Source organism: Streptomyces sp. NPDC006283 (assembly GCF_040613325.1).
GTDB lineage: Bacteria > Actinomycetota > Actinomycetes > Streptomycetales > Streptomycetaceae > Streptomyces.
Map to the genome: position 1 here is coordinate 62852 of NZ_JBEXRZ010000001.1, position 16505 is coordinate 79356.

Sequence of the window (16505 nt, forward strand, 5' to 3'; positions counted from 1 at the left end):
CTTCGCCACTGCACCGCGATCCGCCGTGGAGCCACCGGGTGTCCTCAGGGAGGTCTCGTGGTTGTGATAGCTCTGTGCGTACCGCTGGTGATGATGGTGCTGCTGTTCGCGATGCAGGCGTGGGAAGACCTCGTCTTTCCTCCCCGGGAGGACCGAGAGCACGGAGCATCCGAACCCGCACCGAACCCCACGGACGTCTCGTAGACCCATGGCCGTCTCCCAGCAGGCCCGCCCCGGCGTCGGCGCGATTCGGGCGGTCGTACAGGATGGGCGGGTGGTCAATCGCATCAGCACCCTGATCTCGGCGCTCGGCGTCTTCGCCGCCTCGATGCTGCTCATCGGCGCCGTGTACGAGTACCGGGAGGGCGCGTCGCCGTTCTGGGTGGGGCTCGGCGTGCTCGTCGTCACGAGCGCCGTCCATGTGCTCGTGCGCGACCTCCGCAGTCTCCGCCCCCGTTCCCGCCGCACCGGTGGTTCGGACGGCAGGCCTTAGGGGCCGCCCGGGCCGCCCCGTTCCGGTCGCCGGCCGCCCGTCCAGGGCGTGATCTGCTCGTGGGTCCCGCCCGGCGGCGATGCCGGGGCCGGGGCCGCAGCCCGGTCGGGCAACGGCGGCGAGCGGCGACGAAGGCGTGAGCACAGTGGCTCCGTCCAGCGTGTCGTCAGCGGGCCGACGAACACCAGAATCAGGACGTACGCAGCCGCCAGCGGCCCGATTCTCGGTTCGGCACCGGCGGCCAGCCCCGCGATGACGATCGAGAACTCGCCGCGGGCGACCAGCGTCCCGCCCGCCCGCCAGCGGCCACGCGGGCCGATGGCCGCGCGTCGTGCCGCGTACCAGCCCGCGGCGATCTTGGTGAGTGTCGTGACGACGACGAGTGCCAGCGCCGGGAGCAGGACCGGAGGGATCCTGGTGGGATCGGTCGACAGGCCGAAGAAGACGAAGAACACCGCGGCGAACAGGTCGCGCAGCGGAGCAAGCAGCTTGCGAGCGCCTTCCGCGACCTCGCCCGAGAGCGCGATGCCGACCAGGAACGCACCGACGGCCGCTGAGACCTGAAGCTCCTGCGCCACGCCCGCCACCAGCAGCGTGAGTCCGAGGACGACCAGAAGCAGCATCTCCGGGTTGTCGGAGGAGACCGCTCGGCTGATCAGACGACCGTGGCGCAGTGCCACGTACAGCACGACTCCGACCGTGCCCAGGGAGATCAGCAGCGCGACACCGGCACCGGCGAGTCCCAGTCCGGCGAGCAGGGCCGTCAGCAGCGGGAGATAGATGGCCATGGACAGGTCCTCGATGACGAGGATGCCGAGGACGACCGGTGTCTCGCGATTGCCCAGACGGCCGAGGTCCGTGAGGACCTTGGCGATGACACCGGAGGAGGAGATCCATGTGACGCCGCCGAGCGCGACCGCGCCCACCGGCCCCCAGCCCAGCAGCAGCGCGGCTCCCGCCCCGGGCAGGGCGTTGAGGACGAAGTCGACGATGCCGGAGGGGTAGTGGGTACGCAGGCTGCCGACCAGTTCGGACGCGCTGTACTCGAGGCCGAGCATGAGGAGCAGCAGGATGACGCCGATGTCCGCGCCGGCGGCCACGAAGTCGCCGCTCGCGCTCAGCGGCAGCAGCCCGCCGGAGCCGAAGGCGAGCCCGGCGACCAGGTAGAGCGGCACCGGCGAGAGGCCGAGGCGCCCCGCGAAGCGGCCGATGAGGCCCAGCCCGAGCAGGATCGCGCCGAGCTCGATCAGCAGCATCGTCGTCTTGTGCACGGTCACCCCCCGGCGATGATCTCGGCGAGGGCGTCGACCCCCTCGCGGGTGCCCACCGCGACGAGCGTGTCGCCCGTGGCGAACCGGAAACCGGGCCCTGGCGACGGGTACGCCCCGGTACGGCGCAGCACCGCGACGATCGAGGCGCCGGTGCGGGTACGGGCCCCGGTGTCGCCGAGCAGCCGTCCGGAGTAAGGCGACCGCGCCCCGAGCTGAATGTGCTCGGTGACGAGATCGATGCCGTCGGTGCGCACGGCGTCGAGCGGAGCCGGGTCGAGGAGATGGGCGAGCGCCGTGGCCTCCTCCGGCTCCAGCGGGACGGAGAGCAGACAGGCGTCGGGATCGTCGGCGGCGTAGAAGCCGAGGAATCGACGGCCGTCGTTGTGGAGCACGACCGACAGGTGATGGCCGCTCTCGGTGGCGAAGTCGTACTGGGTACCGACTCCCGGCAGCGGGGTGCGACGGGTTGTCATGATCGCCTCCCGGAGCGTCTCCCCTGAGGGAGGAGACACGGTTGAGCCGCTTTGCGGGGAGTGCGATCAGTCTACGGAGGTCGCGCGGTCCCGGCCCGGGAAGGAGAGAGGGCCGGGAACCACCGGGCGAGCCGGACGGCGCGCACGGGTGGGGCCACGTGCGCGGACGTCACCCCCTCGAGCAGTGCAGTTGGCCCGCCCTCACCGTGCCTGCCGTCAGTTCCATCCCCGCGTCGTTCGGGTGCAGATGATCGCCTCCGTCGTACGCGGGCAGCATTCGCGACGTGCGCTCCGGGTCCCGGACGGCCGCGTCGAAGTCGACGACCTCGTCGAAGGCGCCGCTGTTCCTGATGAAGGCGTTGACCTCCTGCCGGACCGCCTCGCCGGCAGGAGTCCACTCCCGCCACCCTTCGTAGGGCATGACGGTCGCCCCCACCACGCACACCCCTGCCGCATGTGCCCGGTCGATGATCTGGCGGTAGCCGGTGATCATTTGGGCGGCGGTCGGAGCCGGGGTGGCCTTGATGTCGTTGACACCCTCGAAAAGGATCACCGTGCGCACGCCCCGCTGGGAGAGCACGTCCCGGTCGAGACGCTTGATCGCGCTGACGCCCGAGCCGTCGCTCAGCACCTTGTTGCCGGAAATGCCTTCGTTGGCGACGCCTTTGATGCGCGAGCGAGGATCGTCCTGGAGGCGGCGGGCGAGGAAGTCGGGCCACCGGCGGTTGGTGCCGGCCGTGGAGGAGGCTCCGTCGGTGATGGAGTCACCGAGCGCGGCCACGGCGCCGATGCCGCGCCGGGCATCGACGACCACGGCGTCGAGGTAGAACCAGGAGCCGACCGTCTGGGTGTACGAGGTGGCGGACTCGTCGGCGGAGTGGTCGCCGACGGGCGCGACGTACGAGGTCTGCAGCGCCATGCGGTGGCCGGTGGCGGTGCCGGCCGCCCGCTGTACGTACACGCTGACGACCAGGTCGGACTGCGGGCGGATCGTGCCGCGCAGCGGGTCGCTGTAGACCGATCCGCCGGCCGGGACGGTGACCGAGGGGGAGCCGCCGAAGGTCAACGGCCGGTTGCTGCCCGGTACGAGCGCGGCGCCGGACGCGCGCAGGCCCGCGTGGGCCCGGCCGAAGGTGACCGGCTGCTCGCCGAAGGCATTGGAGAGACGGACGCGGACTCCGTAGCCGCCGACGCTGGTGCGGACGACGAGGCGGTACGTACGGTCCTGCGCGGCCGTGCCGAGTCGGTCGGCGCTTGCGGCCCAGGAGACAACTTGCGATGTGCCGCGCGAGCCGGCACCGGACGACGAGGAGGCGGCAGACGCTTTGGAGGAGGCAGAGGACGCGGGCGACGCGGTCGCGGTGGGCGACGCGTGGGCCGTCGCGGTGGCAAGAACCGTCCCCGTCACGGCGGTTGCTGTCACGACGGCCGCGGCGAGTGTCCTGCGGAGGACCGACCGGACCGACAGAGCCGACAGGGGCGGGCGTAACCAGGATCTGAGCATGCTCCGTGTGACCTCCGATGCGATCCGGGCGCATGTGGCGGGTGACGTGACTCTTGTGCATTGACTCGCGCGGAGCGCTCCGTGTCCAGACCCTGTCACTCCGTCAAATCCCCTGCGCAAGCCGGAAGTTGATTGCCGCACAGGGGCCGTCCTGCGAGGATCATGTGTGCCTCCGTCCCGCGGGGGACCGGAGGCGCGACACCGCACCGGACGTCGAGCATCGAGGGAGAGCGCCGAATGACGGGGACCGAGCCGGCTGCCGCGCGGATCGACACCACCAGGCCGCACCCGGCCCGGGTCTACGACTGGTTCCTGGGCGGCAAGGACAACTACCCGGTCGACGAACAGCTCGGCAGGCACATCATGGGCGTCGACGGGACGGCCCAGCACGTCGCGCGGACGAACCGCTGGTTCATGCAGCGCGTCACCCGCTGGCTGGCGGGCAGCGCCGGTGTCCGGCAGTACCTCGACATCGGCACCGGCATCCCGACCGAGCCCAACCTGCACCAGATCGCGCAGGCCGCCGCGCCCGAGTGCCGCGTCGTCTACACCGACAACGACCCCATCGTGCTCACCCACGCAGAGGCGCTGCTGCGCAGCACCCCCGTGGGCATCACCGACTACCTCCAGGCCGACGTGCGCGACCCCGAGCGGATCCTCGAGCAGGCTCGCAAGAGCCTCGACCTCACTCAGCCGGTCGCCCTCTCGCTGTGGCGCTGACGCACTTCCTGGGTGCCGACGACCACCCGGAGGACCTGGTCGCCCCTCGTCGGCACCCTCCCCTCCGGCAGTTATCTCGTCCTCTCGCAGCTCACCGCCGACTTCGACCCCGTCGCCGTCCATCGCGGCGTGGAGATGTACGCGGCAGGCGGGGTGACCCTCGCCCCGCGCACCCGCGCGGAGATCGCCCGCTTCTTCGAGGGGCTCGAGTTCGTGGCGCCCGGGCTCGTCCAGCTGACCGACTGGCACCCCGAGCTCGCCGTCGACGAGGCGGTCGACGAGGACGCGGTGATCTCGCTGTACGGCGGTGTGGCCCGCAAGCCGTAACCGGACGAGGGGCCTTCGCCGCAGGGCGCGGTCCCCAACTTCTGCTTATGGTTCGCCCCGAAACGCTGCCCATGGCTCGCCGGATATGATGCGCCGGTGTTCGATTCCCGGCACATCAAGACGTTCCACGAAGTGGTCAGGACCGGCTCGTACTCGGCCGCCGCTCGCGTCCTCGGCTACACCCAGCCGGCGATCACGCAGCAGATGAAGGCCCTCGAACGGGACGTCGGCACGCCCCTGTTCATCCGCGTCGGCCGGGGCATGCGGCTCACCGAGGCCGGAGAGGCGCTGTCCCGGCAGGCCACGGCCATCCTCGACTCCATGTCGGCCGCCCAGGAGCAGATCAACGCCCTCACCCGGCTGCGCGCGGGGCGGGTCCGGATCTGCGCGTTCCCCAGCGCCAACTCCACCCTCGTCCCGGAGACGCTGGCCCGGCTCACGGCCGCCCACCCCGCCATCCGCGTCGACCTGCTGGAGAACGAACCGCCCGAGTCGCTGCAACGCCTGGCGCGGGGAGAGTGCGACATCTCGCTCGCCTTCACCTATCCCGGCCTGCACGAGGAGGTGCCGGACGAGCTGGTGGAGATACCGCTGCTCGAGGACCAGCTGACCGTGCTGCTGCCGGGTGGGCACCCCCTGGCACGCCGGCGGGTCGTGAGGCTCGCCGATCTCGCCGGCGAGCGCTGGATAGCGGGATGCCCGCGCTGCCGCGCCAATCTGCTGCACGAGTGCGCGGAGGTGGGCTTCGTTCCCGACATCGCCTTCATGACCGACGACAACCTCGCCGTGCAGAGTCTGGTCGCCGAAGGGCTCGGCATCGCCATGATCCCGTCGCTCGTGCTGAACTTCATGCGCCATGCCAAGGTCGCCGGCCGCCCGCTGCAGCCGGCGTCGCGGCGCAAGATCTCCGCGTACGTCCTGCGGGAACATCTGCGCATCCCGGCGACGGCGCTCGTGCTGGACGAGCTGCGGGCCGTCGCAGCGAACAAGACAGGCTGCTGACCGCTCCCTCGCACCCGTACACAAAACACGCATCGCATCCATAAACACGGCTTGGAGGGTGCGAAGAAACCGTCGTTGGACGCCGTTGCCACCCGGTCCGACGCTGCCCGTATGACCCAAGCCTCGGCCGCCCGGAGCGCCTACACCGCCGCCCGTACCACCGACCGCCTGGACGCGCTGATCGCCGGCATACGGGAGACCGTCGGCCGGGGCCTGCCACCGGAATTGACGGCGTACCTGGTGGGGGAGCGTCTCGCGCCGCACCTGGGCGCCGACGACCTGCTCACCGACGAACAGCGCGAAAGCGATCCCGCCCGCTACCGTCAGCACCTCCTGCACGCCGAGCACGACGGCAGTTTCTCCGTCGTCGCCCTCGTCTGGCTTCCCAGGCAGGGAACCACCGTGCACGACCACGTCTCCTGGTGCACCACCGGCGTGCACGAAGGCCAGGAGCACGAGCGGCGCTACCGGCTCGTCCCGGCCGTCGGGAACGCCGGCACCGCGCGGCTCGTCGCCACCGGGGACGTCGTCAACCGGCAGGGCGAGTTCTGTGGCTTCGCCCCGCCGGGCGACATCCATCGCGTCTGGAACGACGGGCCCTCCGCGGCCGTCTCGTTGCACGTCTACGGCGCCGACATATCCCGGCTCGGCACCAGCGTGCGCCGCGTCTACGAACTACCGGCCGACCGCTGATGGCTCTCCTGAGGGAGCGGCCCGCCACCCGGCCCGGCGTCGCGCCCAGCGCCTCGCGGCGCCACGGGCTCGCGCTCGCCGCACTCGGCGTCGCCGTCGCCTGGTCCGTCCACCGGCTGCTGCCCGGCGTGCCGATGCTCACCGCCGCCGTCGTGCTCGGTGTCGTGGCCGCGCACCTGCCCCGGACACGGCCGGTCGTGAAGGGAGTGGCGCGTCCGGGCCTGTCGTACGCGGCGAGGCGGCTGATGCGGGTCGGCATCGTGCTCCTCGGGCTGAAACTGAGCCTCGACGACGTACGCGGCCTCGGCTGGGCCACTGTCGCGATGGTCCTCGGCGTCGTGACGGCGACCCTCGCCGGAACATGGTGGCTCGGCCGGCGTCTCGGACTCCCCGGCGACCAGCCTCTCCTCATCGCCACCGGCTACGCGATCTGCGGCGCGTCGGCCATCGGCGCTGTCGGCGAGGCGCGGGACAGCGACGAACGGGACACAGCCCTCTCGGTGGCGCTGGTCACGCTCTGCGGGACGCTCGCCATCGGCGTACTGCCCTTGCTGCAGGGGCCCTTGGGCCTCGCCGACGCCGAGTTCGGCCGCTGGGTCGGCGCGAGCGTGCACGACGTCGGCCAGGTCGTCGCCACCGCGCAGACCGCCGGAGGCGAGGCACTGGGCGAAGCCGTGCTCGTCAAACTGATGCGGGTGGCGCTGCTCGCGCCCCTGGTCGCCGCCGTGGCGCTTTCCGTACGGCGCAGGAGGAAGGCGACAGGGTCCGGAGGATCAGGCAGGGCACGGGTACCGCTGGTGCCGCTCTTCGTCGTGGGCTTCCTCGCCGCGGTCGCCGTCCGCAGCACGGGCCTGCTGCCCTCCGCAGTGCTCGACGCGGCGCACACGGCACAGGAACTCCTGCTCGCCGCCGCCCTGTTCGGCCTGGGCAGCGCGGTGCACGTGCCGTCGCTCGCCCGCACCGGTGCTCGCGTCGCGGCACTGGGACTGTCCGCATGGCTGGTCGTCGCGGGCGCGTCGTACGCCGGAGTGGTGCTGTTGGCGCAATGAGCGCGGTGGTGCGGGGCCGGCAGGTTCAGTGGTGCCCGGGGCCGGGACTCCCATGGCGTCACGACGGCGGCCGCTGTGGGGGTGCGGTGCGATCGGTCGGCATCCCGGCACACCCGGGCACGCCGAGGAAACTAGGGCCGCCGGACGGGCGCTGCCTATACGGACCGGCGATTTACCTATACGCAAAGAATCGCTGCGGGCCCCTGACCCCGGAGGCCCGACCGGCTGTCGGCCTCCTCGGCCACTCACTCCTGGCGCTGGTTGCGCGCCCGTACGAGATTCTGCCGGGACTGCGACTCGAGCTTCCGCCTGGCCCGGGCCACATGCTGCTCCACCGTGCGCGGCGACAGGTGCAGTGTCGCCGCGATCTCGCGGTTGGTGAGACCCGTCGCCGCCAGGTCCGCGACCTCCTGCTCGCGCGGCGACAGCTGGTCCCCGTAGCTGGGGCGGCCACGCGGCCGCTGCTCGTCCGCCGGCTGGTGCGCGCGCATCTCGGCCCGGATGCGCGCCGCGTCCCAGACGGCGCCGAGTTCGGTCAACTGCTCGACGCACGAGGTGAGTTCCGCGACCGCGGCAGCCGTGTCGGTCCCGGACGCCAACTGGCAGCGCGCCACTCCCTCCGTGGCCAGGACGGTGGCGTACGGACGCGGCAGCCCCGCATGGACGAGGGCCGCCCGGCGGAACAGGTCCGCCGCCGTGCGATGGTCGCCCTGCGCCTCCGCGAGCAGCGCACGGCACCAGCTCAGCGCCGCCGCCGACGCGGGCGCCTGGCGTCCCTCGAGACCCGCCGCGTACTCGTCGGTCATCCTCCGCGCCGTGTCGGGCCGTCCCGCGCGCAGGGTCGCGTCGACCGCCCACGGCGCCAGCTCGGCCGCCCACACCCACACGCCCTTGTCACGGACCCGGTCCCAGGCCACCGACGCCTCGGCCACCGCGGACTCGATGTCGTCCCGGACCAGCGCCATGCGGATCAGGGCGCCGGAGGCGGCAGCCGCGTGCGGGACGGCCGAGCCGTCCGTCTCCCGCGCGCCCTCGCCGGCCAGCCAGGCCGTCGCCTGCTGCCACTCGCCCCGGGACAGAGCCATCAGCCCGAGGACCGTCCGGCCGTCGAGGCCCTGGCCCGGCATCGTCTCGGCCTCCGCCACGTACGCGCGAGCCCTCGTGGTCAGGTCCGACCAGTTGCCCTCCGCCCAGTCGAGGAGCAGCGCCGTGCCACGCGCGCCCTGCTCGACGTACGAGGCGCCACTGCGCGTCGCCATCTCGATGCCCTCCGCGAGCAGCCCGCGGGCGGGGCCCAGCTGGCCCAGCCACAGCGCGCCGTCCGCCGCGTTGCACAGACCGCGGGCGACATGCTGACGGCAGGCGGGATCGTCGGTGTCCCTCGGCAGTTGCTCCAGCACCTGCCATGCGGCCGGATCGCCGATGTACATCAGTGTTCCCGCGCGGTTGGCGGCGACGGCCGTACGGGCCTCCTCGTCGCCGCTGTTCGCGCCTGCCTTCTCCGCGCGCTCCAGCCAGTACAGGTTCCGTTCCAGGGGGACCGACGACAGCAGCGGCATCGCGAGCGCCGCCATGGCCCTGGCCGCCATGAGCGGCCGCTCGTGGAGCTCCTCCACCGCCTGCTGGAGCTCCAGCCAGCCCTGCATGCCCGCGACCGCCTGGTTGCAGAGCAATAGCCCCAGGTCGAGGCGGATCTGGCCGCGCACGGCGGCCGGCAGTGTCTGCTCGTCGAGGATCTGCCGCAGCACCGACACCGTCTGGTCGCTGCGCAGCCCCAGCACCGCGCTGTGCGCCAGCAGTGGCGCGAGCCGGGCGCGGGCGGCGGGCGGCACGGTCGGCCGGGACAGCGTGTGTTCCAGCAGGTCGACCGCGGCCTGGTGGTCTCCGGCCTCCGCGCATTGGAGCGCCCCCTGCTCCACCGCCCGCAGCCACGCCTTCACCTGGCCCCCATGACGGCGGTGGCGGGCGAGGGGCACCCACGGCACCGGGTGCCGGCGGCCGAGAGCGGTCGCCGCCCGGCGGTGCATCTCGCGACGCACAGGCCCGGGGACCTCCGCGTAGACCGCCGTCGCCGCCATGGGCACGAAGAATCCGTACCGGCCCTCGTCGACCTCCCGCAGGACGCCCGTGCGCAGCGCCTCCACCAGGGCCCGATCGCCCGCACCGCCGTCCAGACCGGCCACCGCGGAGAGCTCCTCGGCCTCCACCGGCTCGTCGAGTACGGCGGCCGCCCACACGACGGCCTTGGCGTGCTCCTTGAGTGCGGCGGTGCGGGCGAGGGCCAGCTCGGCGAGACGAGGCGGCACGCCTGCCGCGTCCAGCTCCCTGAGCGAGTAGTGCTCCCGTCCGTTGCCGGACTCGCGCAGCAGCCGCACCACATCGATGACGATCTGCGGGATGCCGCCGGAACGCTCGAGGAGCCGGGATATCAGTTCGGACGGACAACTGCTTTCGCCCAGCCCCTCCTCGACGAGCCGGCGGACCTGGTGTGCGTCCAACGGGCCGAGCCGCACGCGGAGTACGGACAGGCAGGAGGGGAAGTGCGCGCCGCGGCCCAGTGCGAGGCCGGGCTCGCGGAGTTCCTCGGGGCGGTACGTCAGGACGGCGGCGAGGCCCGTCGGCGGCCGGTCCAGGAGCCTGCGCAGCAGATCGAGGGCGGCGCGGTCGGCGTGGTGCACGTCCTCCGCGACGAGCAGGAACCGTTCGCCCCGTTCGAGGAGGGACGACACGGCGCCCGGCAGATCGGCCTGGGCCGACGGCGGTGTCGGCGGCTCCGGCTGCGGCGGGGGCGTCGCGGGCGCCTGCGGCCGGCTGACGGACGTCCCGAACGCCGAGAACGAGACGATCACACAGCGTATCGACGCCGCGACTGCGGCCTCGGCGAGCCGCTGCGCGAGCCGGGACTTCCCCGTTCCGGCCGCCCCCTCGAGCAACAGCAGAGAGGGCTGGTCCGCTCGGAATCCGTCGATGCCGGCCCCGGTGGACGCGTCCGAGACCATCCGCCCCAGCCATCGACCCGCTGTCTCGTCACTCAGCGTGTCCACCGAATCACTCTCCTCGGTGTTTCCAAGGCATTTCGATTCTTTACGTATACGGGTTTCAGTGTCCCTGATTGAACACTTGGTGTCCGAATACGAGTGTTGGGGTGCCGCAGAACATCTGCATGGCTTTCGACGGCTCGGTGAGAGAAGGACTCCCGACCGCTGGACCTGAGTCAGGGCGAGGTCGCCCGACCGAACAGGAGCCCAAGTGATCGCCATAGAACGTGCCCCGAGTCCTGCCCCTCATCGGGTGGGACCCACCTCCGCTCTGCGAAGCCTGGCACACTGTGCCATGCCCGCTACGCCGGAGGCCGCGCGCGCACTGCGGCGCTTCGCCCGGGCAGTCGCACGCCGATGGCGACTGGCCGATCACTTCGACGAGGCGCTGTCCGTCATCGTCACCGAACTGGTCACCAATGTGATCCTGCACAGCGGGAGTCCCTGGGTGTCCACGGTGATCAGTGTCCGGGGCGAGGCATTGACGGTCGAGGTCATGGACGGCGGCTGCTGGAAACACCGCGTGAATCGCCGGCAGGAACCACTGGACGCGGACGTGCCCTGCGGGAGGGGGCTGCGCCTGGTCGACGCGTACGCGACGCGGACCATGGCGCACCGCATGGAAGTGGGCAGTGTCGTGCTGGCGGAGATAGCGCTGCACGGCACACCGCCGGTCCTGTGCGATCCCCTGCCGGGCTTCGACGCACACCTGTAAGTCCACGCGCCGGCGGGCACGATCTGTGAGGCCGCGCCCCCGCGGGCACGATCTGTGATGCCGCGTGCCCGAGGCGCGCAGGCACGACGTCGCATCCGCGGAGATGCCCGACCCGGCGTGCGTGCCGTCCCGACCGCGGGATGGAACGGCACGCATCGCGCAACGCGGGTGCGTGAGCCGCACAGGGACTCAGCGGGCCGCGAGCAGGTGGTCCATCGCCAGCTGGTCGAGGCGCTCGAAGGCCATGCCCCGCTCGGCCGCCGCGTCCACGTCGAAGTCCTCGAACGCCGCCCGGTCCGCCAGCAGCGCCGCCAGCCCGTCCTCTGCCGTCGGACGCGCCAGCTCGTCCAGGCGTGACGCCTTCAGCGCCTCCCGCACCTCCGGGTCGGCACGGAACGCCGCGGCACGCTCCTTCAGGATCAGGTAGTTGCGCATGCAGCCCGCCGCCGACTCCCACACGCCGTCGAAGTCCTCCGTCCGCGGCGGCTTGAAGTCGAAGTGCCGCGGGCCCTCGTACCCCGCCGTCTCCAGCAGGTCGACCAGCCAGAACGCCGACCGCAGATCGCCGGCGCCGAAGCGCAGGTCCTGGTCGTACTTGATGCCGTTCTGGCCGTTCAGGTCGATGTGGAAGAGCTTGCCCGCCCACAGTGCCTGGGCGATGGAGTGGGGGAAGTTGAGCCCGGCCATCTGCTCGTGGCCCACTTCCGGGTTCACGCCGTACAACTCCGGCCGCTCCAGGCGCTCGATGAACGCCAGCGCGTGGCCGACCGTCGGCAGCAGGATGTCGCCGCGCGGCTCGTTGGGCTTGGGCTCGATCGCGAAGCGCAGCTCGTAGCCCTGCTCCGTGACGTACTCGCCCAGCAGGTCGAAGGCCTCCTTCATCCGGTCCAGCGCGACGCGCACGTCCTTCGCCGCGCCGGACTCGGCGCCCTCGCGTCCGCCCCACGCGACGTACGTCCTCGCCCCGAGCTCGGCCGCCAGATCGATGTTGCGGATGGTCTTGCGCAGCGCGTAGCGGCGCACGTCGCGGTCGTTGGCCGTGAAGCCGCCGTCCTTGAAGACCGGGTGCGTGAAGAGGTTGGTCGTGGCCATGGGGACGACCAGGCCGGCGGCGTCGAGCGCCTGCCGGAAGCGCTTGATGTGTCCGTCCCGCTCGGTCTCGCTCGCCCCGAAGGGGATCAGGTCGTCGTCGTGAAAGGTCACACCGTACGCGCCGAGTTCCGCGAGCCGCCGGACGGACTCCGCGGGGTCCAGGTGGGGCCGCGTCGCGTCGCCGAACGGGTCCCGGCCCTGCCAGCCGACCGTCCAGAGGCCGAAGCTGAACTTGTCCTCCGGGGTGGGGGTGAAGCGTTCCGTCATGGCCATGTCCGCCTTGGATCCTCGGTTTGTTTTCTGTCCTTACTAATCATGCACGCCTCTGCCCGATCGCAGAAGACCTCCGGTCTCCCTTCCATGTCTGTTGTCGTCGAGCGCCGTGGCGTAGTTTTGCCCCGGCTGGATTTGTTCCAAGCTCGGCCAAATGGTCGGGGCCTATGGACGGAGAGGTGCGCAATGCCGGCGAGCACGGTCGTCATCGGGGTGGACAGCTCCACCCAGTCCACAAAGGCGGCGTTCACCGACGCCGCGACCGGTCGGCTCATCGCCGTCGGCAGGGCGCCTCACCGGGTCACCGGTGAAGGCGGCGCTCGGGAGAGCGACCCCGAGGCGTGGTGGCACGCACTGCGGGAGGCCGTCGCCCTCGGTCTCAAGGAACTGCGCGGTCTCGGCATCGGAGCCTCCGCCGTCACCGGCATCGCGGTCGCAGGACAGCAGCACGGGCTGGTCGTCCTCGACCGCACCGGTGCGCCCCTGCGCCCCGCGCTGCTGTGGAACGACACCCGCTCCGCACCCCAGGCCACGGCCCTCACTGAGGCGTTCGGCGGCCCCGAAGCCTGGACCGCCCGCACCGGCTCGGTCCCCGTCGCCTCCATGACGGCCGCCAAGTGGCAGTGGCTGCGGGAGAACGACCCGGCGTCCGCGGACGCCGCAGCGGCGGTGCGCCTCCCGCACGACTTCCTCACCGAACGCCTCGCGGGCGTCGCCGCCACCGACCCCGGGGACGCGTCCGGCACGTGCTGGTACTCCACGGCGACCGGTGCCTACGACCCCGAACTGCTCGACCTCGTAGGCCTGGACGCCGCGCTGCTGCCGTCCGTCGCGCCGACCGGCGGCACCCGCGTCGGCTCGCTCACGACCTCGGCCGCCGCGGAACTCGGCCTGCCGGCCGGTATCGCGGTCGCTGCCGGAACGGGCGACAACATGGCCGCGGCGGTCGGGCTCGGGCTCGGCGGGGCGGGGCTGCTGGACCACCCGGTGCTCAGCCTCGGCACGTCGGGCACCGTGTTCGCCGCGAGCCGCACGCGGCCCGCCTCGCCGGCGCTCGCCGGGTTCGCGGCCGCGGACGGCACGTATCTGCCGCTCGCCTGCACCCTCAACTGCACACTCGCCGTCGACAAGGTCGCCTCCCTGCTGGGCCTGGACCGGGACGCCGCGGAAGCGGGCGGCGAGGTGGTCGTCCTGCCGTACCTCGACGGCGAACGCACCCCCGACCTGCCCGCCGCGTCCGGGCTCCTGACGGGCCTGCGGCACACGACGACCCGTCAGCAGATCCTGGGCGCGGCCTACGAGGGCGCGGTCGTGACCGTGCTGCGCGCCCTCGACGAGGTCATGCGCGCCTGCGGCCAGGACCCGGCGGCTCCGGAAACGGCCACGCGCCCGCTGAGACTGGTGGGCGGCGGCGCCAAGGGCCGCCACTGGGTGGAGACCGTCCGCCGCATGTCGGGCCGCCCGCTGCTGATCCCTGCCGCCACGGAGCTCGTCGCCCTGGGCGCGGCGGCACTGGCGGCGGCCGCGGCGACCGGAGCGACCGGGGCAGATGCGGTGGACGCGGTGGAGCTGGCGGCCGGCTGGCAGAGCGGCTCCGGGAGGGAACTGGAGCCCGTGGAGCGGGACACCAAGACGTGGGAGCGGGTCTCGTCGGTGCTGGCGGAGGTGGAGGAGGCGAGGGGGGAGCGGGTGGGGTGAGCTCGGGGGCGCTGCTGCGCCCCCGGGCCTCGCGCCTCAGTCGCCGGCGGGGCCGAAGGTGCCTGGCAGCTTCGGCCCCGCCGGCGACCGAACGCCGTTTCACCCGTCACAGAGTCAGGGATGTCAGGGGTGTCAGGGGTGTCAGGGGTGTCAGGGATAGAAGTGCGTCAGCGATTCCGCGACGCACGCGGGCTTCGCCGATCCCTCCAGCTCGAAGGTGAAGCCTCGCGTCATGCCGACCCCGCCCCGCTTGACCGGGGCCACCGCCGCGACCGTGGCGTGGAGGCGGACGCGGCTGCCGACGGGGACGGGGGCCGGGAAACGGACCTTGTTGACGCCGTAGTTGAGTGCCATGCCCACGCCGGTCACCCGGAGCAGTTCGGCGAACATCGGAATGCCCCAGCTGAGGACCATGTATCCGTGGGCGATGGTCCGCCCGTACGGGCCCTCGGCGGCGCGTTCGGTGTCCGTGTGGATCCACTGGTGGTCACCGGACACGGCGGCGAACATGTCGATCAGGTCCTGGGTGACCTCGCGCCAGCGGGAGTGGCCGAGGTCCTGGCCGGCCAGTGCGCTGATTTCCGGGATGCCGTTGACGGTGAGCGTCATGCCGTTCCGCCTCGAACGGCCGTGGCGGGGGCGGCGGTGGCCGTCACGGGCTGCTGTTCGTCGGCCGATTCCGCCAGTTCGTCGTAGTTGGGGCGGCGCAGGATCAGCACCATGCAGCCGAGGGTCAGCAGCACCTGGAAGACGGCGTAGCAGATGACGGCCGCGATGGAGCCCGTCCAGTTCAGCAGGGACTGACCGACGATCGGGGTGGTGCCGCCGAGGATCGTGCCGCACAGCTGGTAGCAGAGGGAGATGCCGGTGTAGCGGACGTTCGCGGGGAAGCGGCTGGCCAGCATGCCCGCGAGGGCCGCGTAGTACAGGCAGTGCGGGACGGTGGCGACGGCGACGCCGATCATCGCCAGGGCGTAGTTCTCGGTGCTGATGAGGATGAACATCAGCGGCATGAGGACGATCTCCGGGATCAGCATCACGCAGACCGCGCGGGTCATGCTCTTCATCCTGGTGGCGAGTACGGCGCCGAAGGGCTGGACGAGGACCTGCAGGATGTTGGCCACCAGGATGATGGTGAGGAAGGAGCTGCGGTCGAAGTCCAGGCTGCTGGTCGCCCAGGAGAGGGCGAAGGTGGACTTGAAGTAGGTGGCGGAGAGGCCGATCGTGCAGGCGCCGATGCCGAGCAGGATCAGCGTCGGCTGGGTGCGCAGCACCTCGGTGAGCGGCATCTTGGCGACCTTGTTGGTCTTGATGGCCTTGGCCATCGCCGGCGACTCGGCGACCCGCATGCGCACGAAGAGGCCGACGAAGACGAGGAGCGCCGACGCAAGGAAGGGGATGCGCCAGCCCCATGAGACGAAGTCGTCGTCCGGCAGTTGGCTGATCGCCAGGAAGCTGACGGTGCTGAGGGTGTTGCCGACGGGGGAGCCCTGCTGGGCGAAGGCGCCGTAAAGGATGGACTTGCCCTTGGGGGCGTGCTCCGAGGCGATCAGCACCGAGCCGCCCCACTCGCCGCCGAGCCCTATGCCCTGCACCATCCGGATGCAGACGAGCAGGATCGGTGCCGCCACACCGATCGTCGAGTATCCGGGCAGCAGGCCGATCAGGGTGGTGGCGATGCCCATCATCAGCAAAGTGATGACCAGGGTCTTCTTGCGGCCGAGCCGGTCACCGAAGTGGCCGAAGATGATGCCGCCGAGCGGACGGGCGAGGAAGCCGACCCAGAAGGTCGCGAAGGCGACGAGGGTGCCGACCGGGCCTTCGAGTTCAGGGAAGAAGACCTCGTCGAAGACGAGGGCTGCGGCCGTTCCGTAGATGTAGAAGTCGAACCATTCGATGGTCGAGCCGATGAAGGCTCCCAGCCCCGCGCGGTTCGCGGTTCTCTTCTGCTCGCGTGCGGCGGACGCGCTCATGCTGCGGCTCCCTGGGGACAGTGATCAAGGGGGAGTGGGAGGGGGCGCCGTCCCGGCGTGTGGGGCCTCCCGCTGTGATTGGGCGTAACGCTGCCAGTCGGGACCTAGACGGGTCCAATACTGAATAGCTGCCGCAGTGAGAGGCTTTCCGTCTGGATCGGTTGGCCGGAACGCATCGTTCCAC

The 16505-nt window shown here is 71.6% G+C and carries 14 protein-coding genes and 1 pseudogene; 8 read left to right on the forward strand and 7 right to left on the reverse strand.

Translation table 11 applies throughout. From position 1 onward, the window contains the following. The first annotated feature begins 57 nt into the window (after positions 1-57). Complete coding sequence (locus ABZ070_RS00300; protein ID WP_356628223.1) at positions 58-204, forward strand: hypothetical protein; 147 nt, start codon at positions 58-60, stop codon at positions 202-204. A gap of 4 nt (positions 205-208) precedes the next feature. Next, on the forward strand, positions 209-493 hold the full coding sequence (locus tag ABZ070_RS00305) for a hypothetical protein (protein ID WP_356628225.1): 285 nt from the start codon (positions 209-211) through the stop codon (positions 491-493). Here ABZ070_RS00305 and ABZ070_RS00310 read toward each other — a convergent pair. From ABZ070_RS00310 to ABZ070_RS00320, 3 genes are all read right to left on the reverse strand, one after another. Further along, positions 490-1764, reverse strand: a complete 1275-nt coding sequence (locus ABZ070_RS00310; protein WP_356628342.1) for a cation:proton antiporter — start codon at positions 1762-1764, stop codon at positions 490-492. The two genes, ABZ070_RS00305 and ABZ070_RS00310, sit on opposite strands and share 4 nt — an antisense overlap. Positions 1765-1766: 2 nt before the next feature. Then, a complete protein-coding gene (locus ABZ070_RS00315) occupies positions 1767-2237 on the reverse strand; it encodes a TrkA C-terminal domain-containing protein (protein WP_356628227.1) in 471 nt (156 codons plus the stop codon). Between the two features lie 169 nt (positions 2238-2406). Further along, positions 2407-3660 (reverse strand): SGNH/GDSL hydrolase family protein, encoded by a 1254-nt coding sequence (locus tag ABZ070_RS00320; RefSeq protein WP_356628229.1) that lies wholly within the window; start codon positions 3658-3660, stop codon positions 2407-2409. Between the two features lie 318 nt (positions 3661-3978). Between ABZ070_RS00320 and ABZ070_RS00325 the strand changes: the two are divergent. From ABZ070_RS00325 to ABZ070_RS00340, 4 genes and pseudogenes are all read left to right on the forward strand, one after another. After that, a pseudogene (locus tag ABZ070_RS00325) lies at positions 3979-4788 on the forward strand (SAM-dependent methyltransferase). A 96-nt stretch (positions 4789-4884) separates the two neighbouring features. Then, positions 4885-5790 (forward strand): LysR family transcriptional regulator, encoded by a 906-nt coding sequence (locus ABZ070_RS00330; RefSeq protein ID WP_356628231.1) that lies wholly within the window; start codon positions 4885-4887, stop codon positions 5788-5790. Between the two features lie 111 nt (positions 5791-5901). After that, the gene (locus ABZ070_RS00335) at positions 5902-6483 is read left to right on the forward strand and encodes a cysteine dioxygenase family protein (RefSeq protein WP_356628233.1); all 582 of its coding nucleotides are present in this window, start codon (positions 5902-5904) and stop codon (positions 6481-6483) included. After that, positions 6483-7532, forward strand: coding sequence for a putative sulfate exporter family transporter (locus ABZ070_RS00340; RefSeq protein WP_356628235.1), 1050 nt, complete (start codon positions 6483-6485; stop codon positions 7530-7532). The genes ABZ070_RS00335 and ABZ070_RS00340 overlap by 1 nt, the downstream gene beginning before the upstream one ends. A 245-nt stretch (positions 7533-7777) precedes the next feature. Here the strand turns inward: ABZ070_RS00340 and ABZ070_RS00345 are convergent, their stop codons facing one another. Then, positions 7778-10576: a LuxR C-terminal-related transcriptional regulator gene (locus ABZ070_RS00345; RefSeq protein WP_356628237.1), complete on the reverse strand. Its 2799-nt coding sequence runs from the start codon at positions 10574-10576 to the stop codon at positions 7778-7780. A gap of 289 nt (positions 10577-10865) precedes the next feature. Here ABZ070_RS00345 and ABZ070_RS00350 point away from each other — a divergent pair, with 289 nt between their 5' ends. Beyond that, positions 10866-11285 carry an ATP-binding protein gene (locus ABZ070_RS00350; protein ID WP_356628239.1) on the forward strand — a complete coding sequence of 140 codons (420 nt, stop codon included), beginning with the start codon at positions 10866-10868 and terminating at the stop codon, positions 11283-11285. A 189-nt stretch (positions 11286-11474) separates the two neighbouring features. On the opposite strand, the gene xylA is transcribed toward ABZ070_RS00350, so the two are convergent. After that, the gene (gene xylA, locus ABZ070_RS00355) at positions 11475-12644 is read right to left on the reverse strand and encodes a xylose isomerase (protein ID WP_356628344.1); all 1170 of its coding nucleotides are present in this window, start codon (positions 12642-12644) and stop codon (positions 11475-11477) included. A 192-nt stretch (positions 12645-12836) separates the two neighbouring features. Between xylA and xylB the strand changes: the two genes are divergently transcribed. Continuing rightward, positions 12837-14348: a xylulokinase gene (xylB, locus tag ABZ070_RS00360; protein WP_356628241.1), complete on the forward strand. Its 1512-nt coding sequence runs from the start codon at positions 12837-12839 to the stop codon at positions 14346-14348. 150 nt (positions 14349-14498) lie between these two features. Here the strand turns inward: xylB and ABZ070_RS00365 are convergent, their stop codons facing one another. Together ABZ070_RS00365 and ABZ070_RS00370 are read right to left on the reverse strand one after the other, a co-directional pair. Beyond that, positions 14499-14957 carry a MaoC family dehydratase gene (locus tag ABZ070_RS00365; protein ID WP_356628243.1) on the reverse strand — a complete coding sequence of 153 codons (459 nt, stop codon included), beginning with the start codon at positions 14955-14957 and terminating at the stop codon, positions 14499-14501. Beyond that, a complete protein-coding gene (locus ABZ070_RS00370) occupies positions 14954-16321 on the reverse strand; it encodes an MFS transporter (RefSeq protein WP_356628245.1) in 1368 nt (455 codons plus the stop codon). Before ABZ070_RS00370 ends, ABZ070_RS00365 begins: the two co-directional genes overlap by 4 nt. Between the last annotated feature and the right edge of the window lie 184 nt (positions 16322-16505).

Excerpts from the sequence above, each read along its gene's own strand:
- ABZ070_RS00305 (WP_356628225.1), top strand. The coding sequence starts at position 209 with ATGGCCGTCTCCCAGCAGGCCCGCCCCGGCGTCGGCGCGATTCGGGCG.
- ABZ070_RS00315 (WP_356628227.1), bottom strand. The coding sequence starts at position 2,237 with ATGACAACCCGTCGCACCCCGCTGCCGGGAGTCGGTACCCAGTACGAC.
- ABZ070_RS00335 (WP_356628233.1), top strand. The coding sequence starts at position 5,902 with ATGACCCAAGCCTCGGCCGCCCGGAGCGCCTACACCGCCGCCCGTACC.
- ABZ070_RS00340 (WP_356628235.1), top strand. The coding sequence starts at position 6,483 with ATGGCTCTCCTGAGGGAGCGGCCCGCCACCCGGCCCGGCGTCGCGCCC.
- ABZ070_RS00350 (WP_356628239.1), top strand. The coding sequence starts at position 10,866 with ATGCCCGCTACGCCGGAGGCCGCGCGCGCACTGCGGCGCTTCGCCCGG.
- xylA (WP_356628344.1), bottom strand. The coding sequence starts at position 12,644 with ATGACGGAACGCTTCACCCCCACCCCGGAGGACAAGTTCAGCTTCGGC.
- xylB (WP_356628241.1), top strand. The coding sequence starts at position 12,837 with ATGCCGGCGAGCACGGTCGTCATCGGGGTGGACAGCTCCACCCAGTCC.
- ABZ070_RS00365 (WP_356628243.1), bottom strand. The coding sequence starts at position 14,957 with ATGACGCTCACCGTCAACGGCATCCCGGAAATCAGCGCACTGGCCGGC.
- ABZ070_RS00370 (WP_356628245.1), bottom strand. The coding sequence starts at position 16,321 with ATGAGCGCGTCCGCCGCACGCGAGCAGAAGAGAACCGCGAACCGCGCG.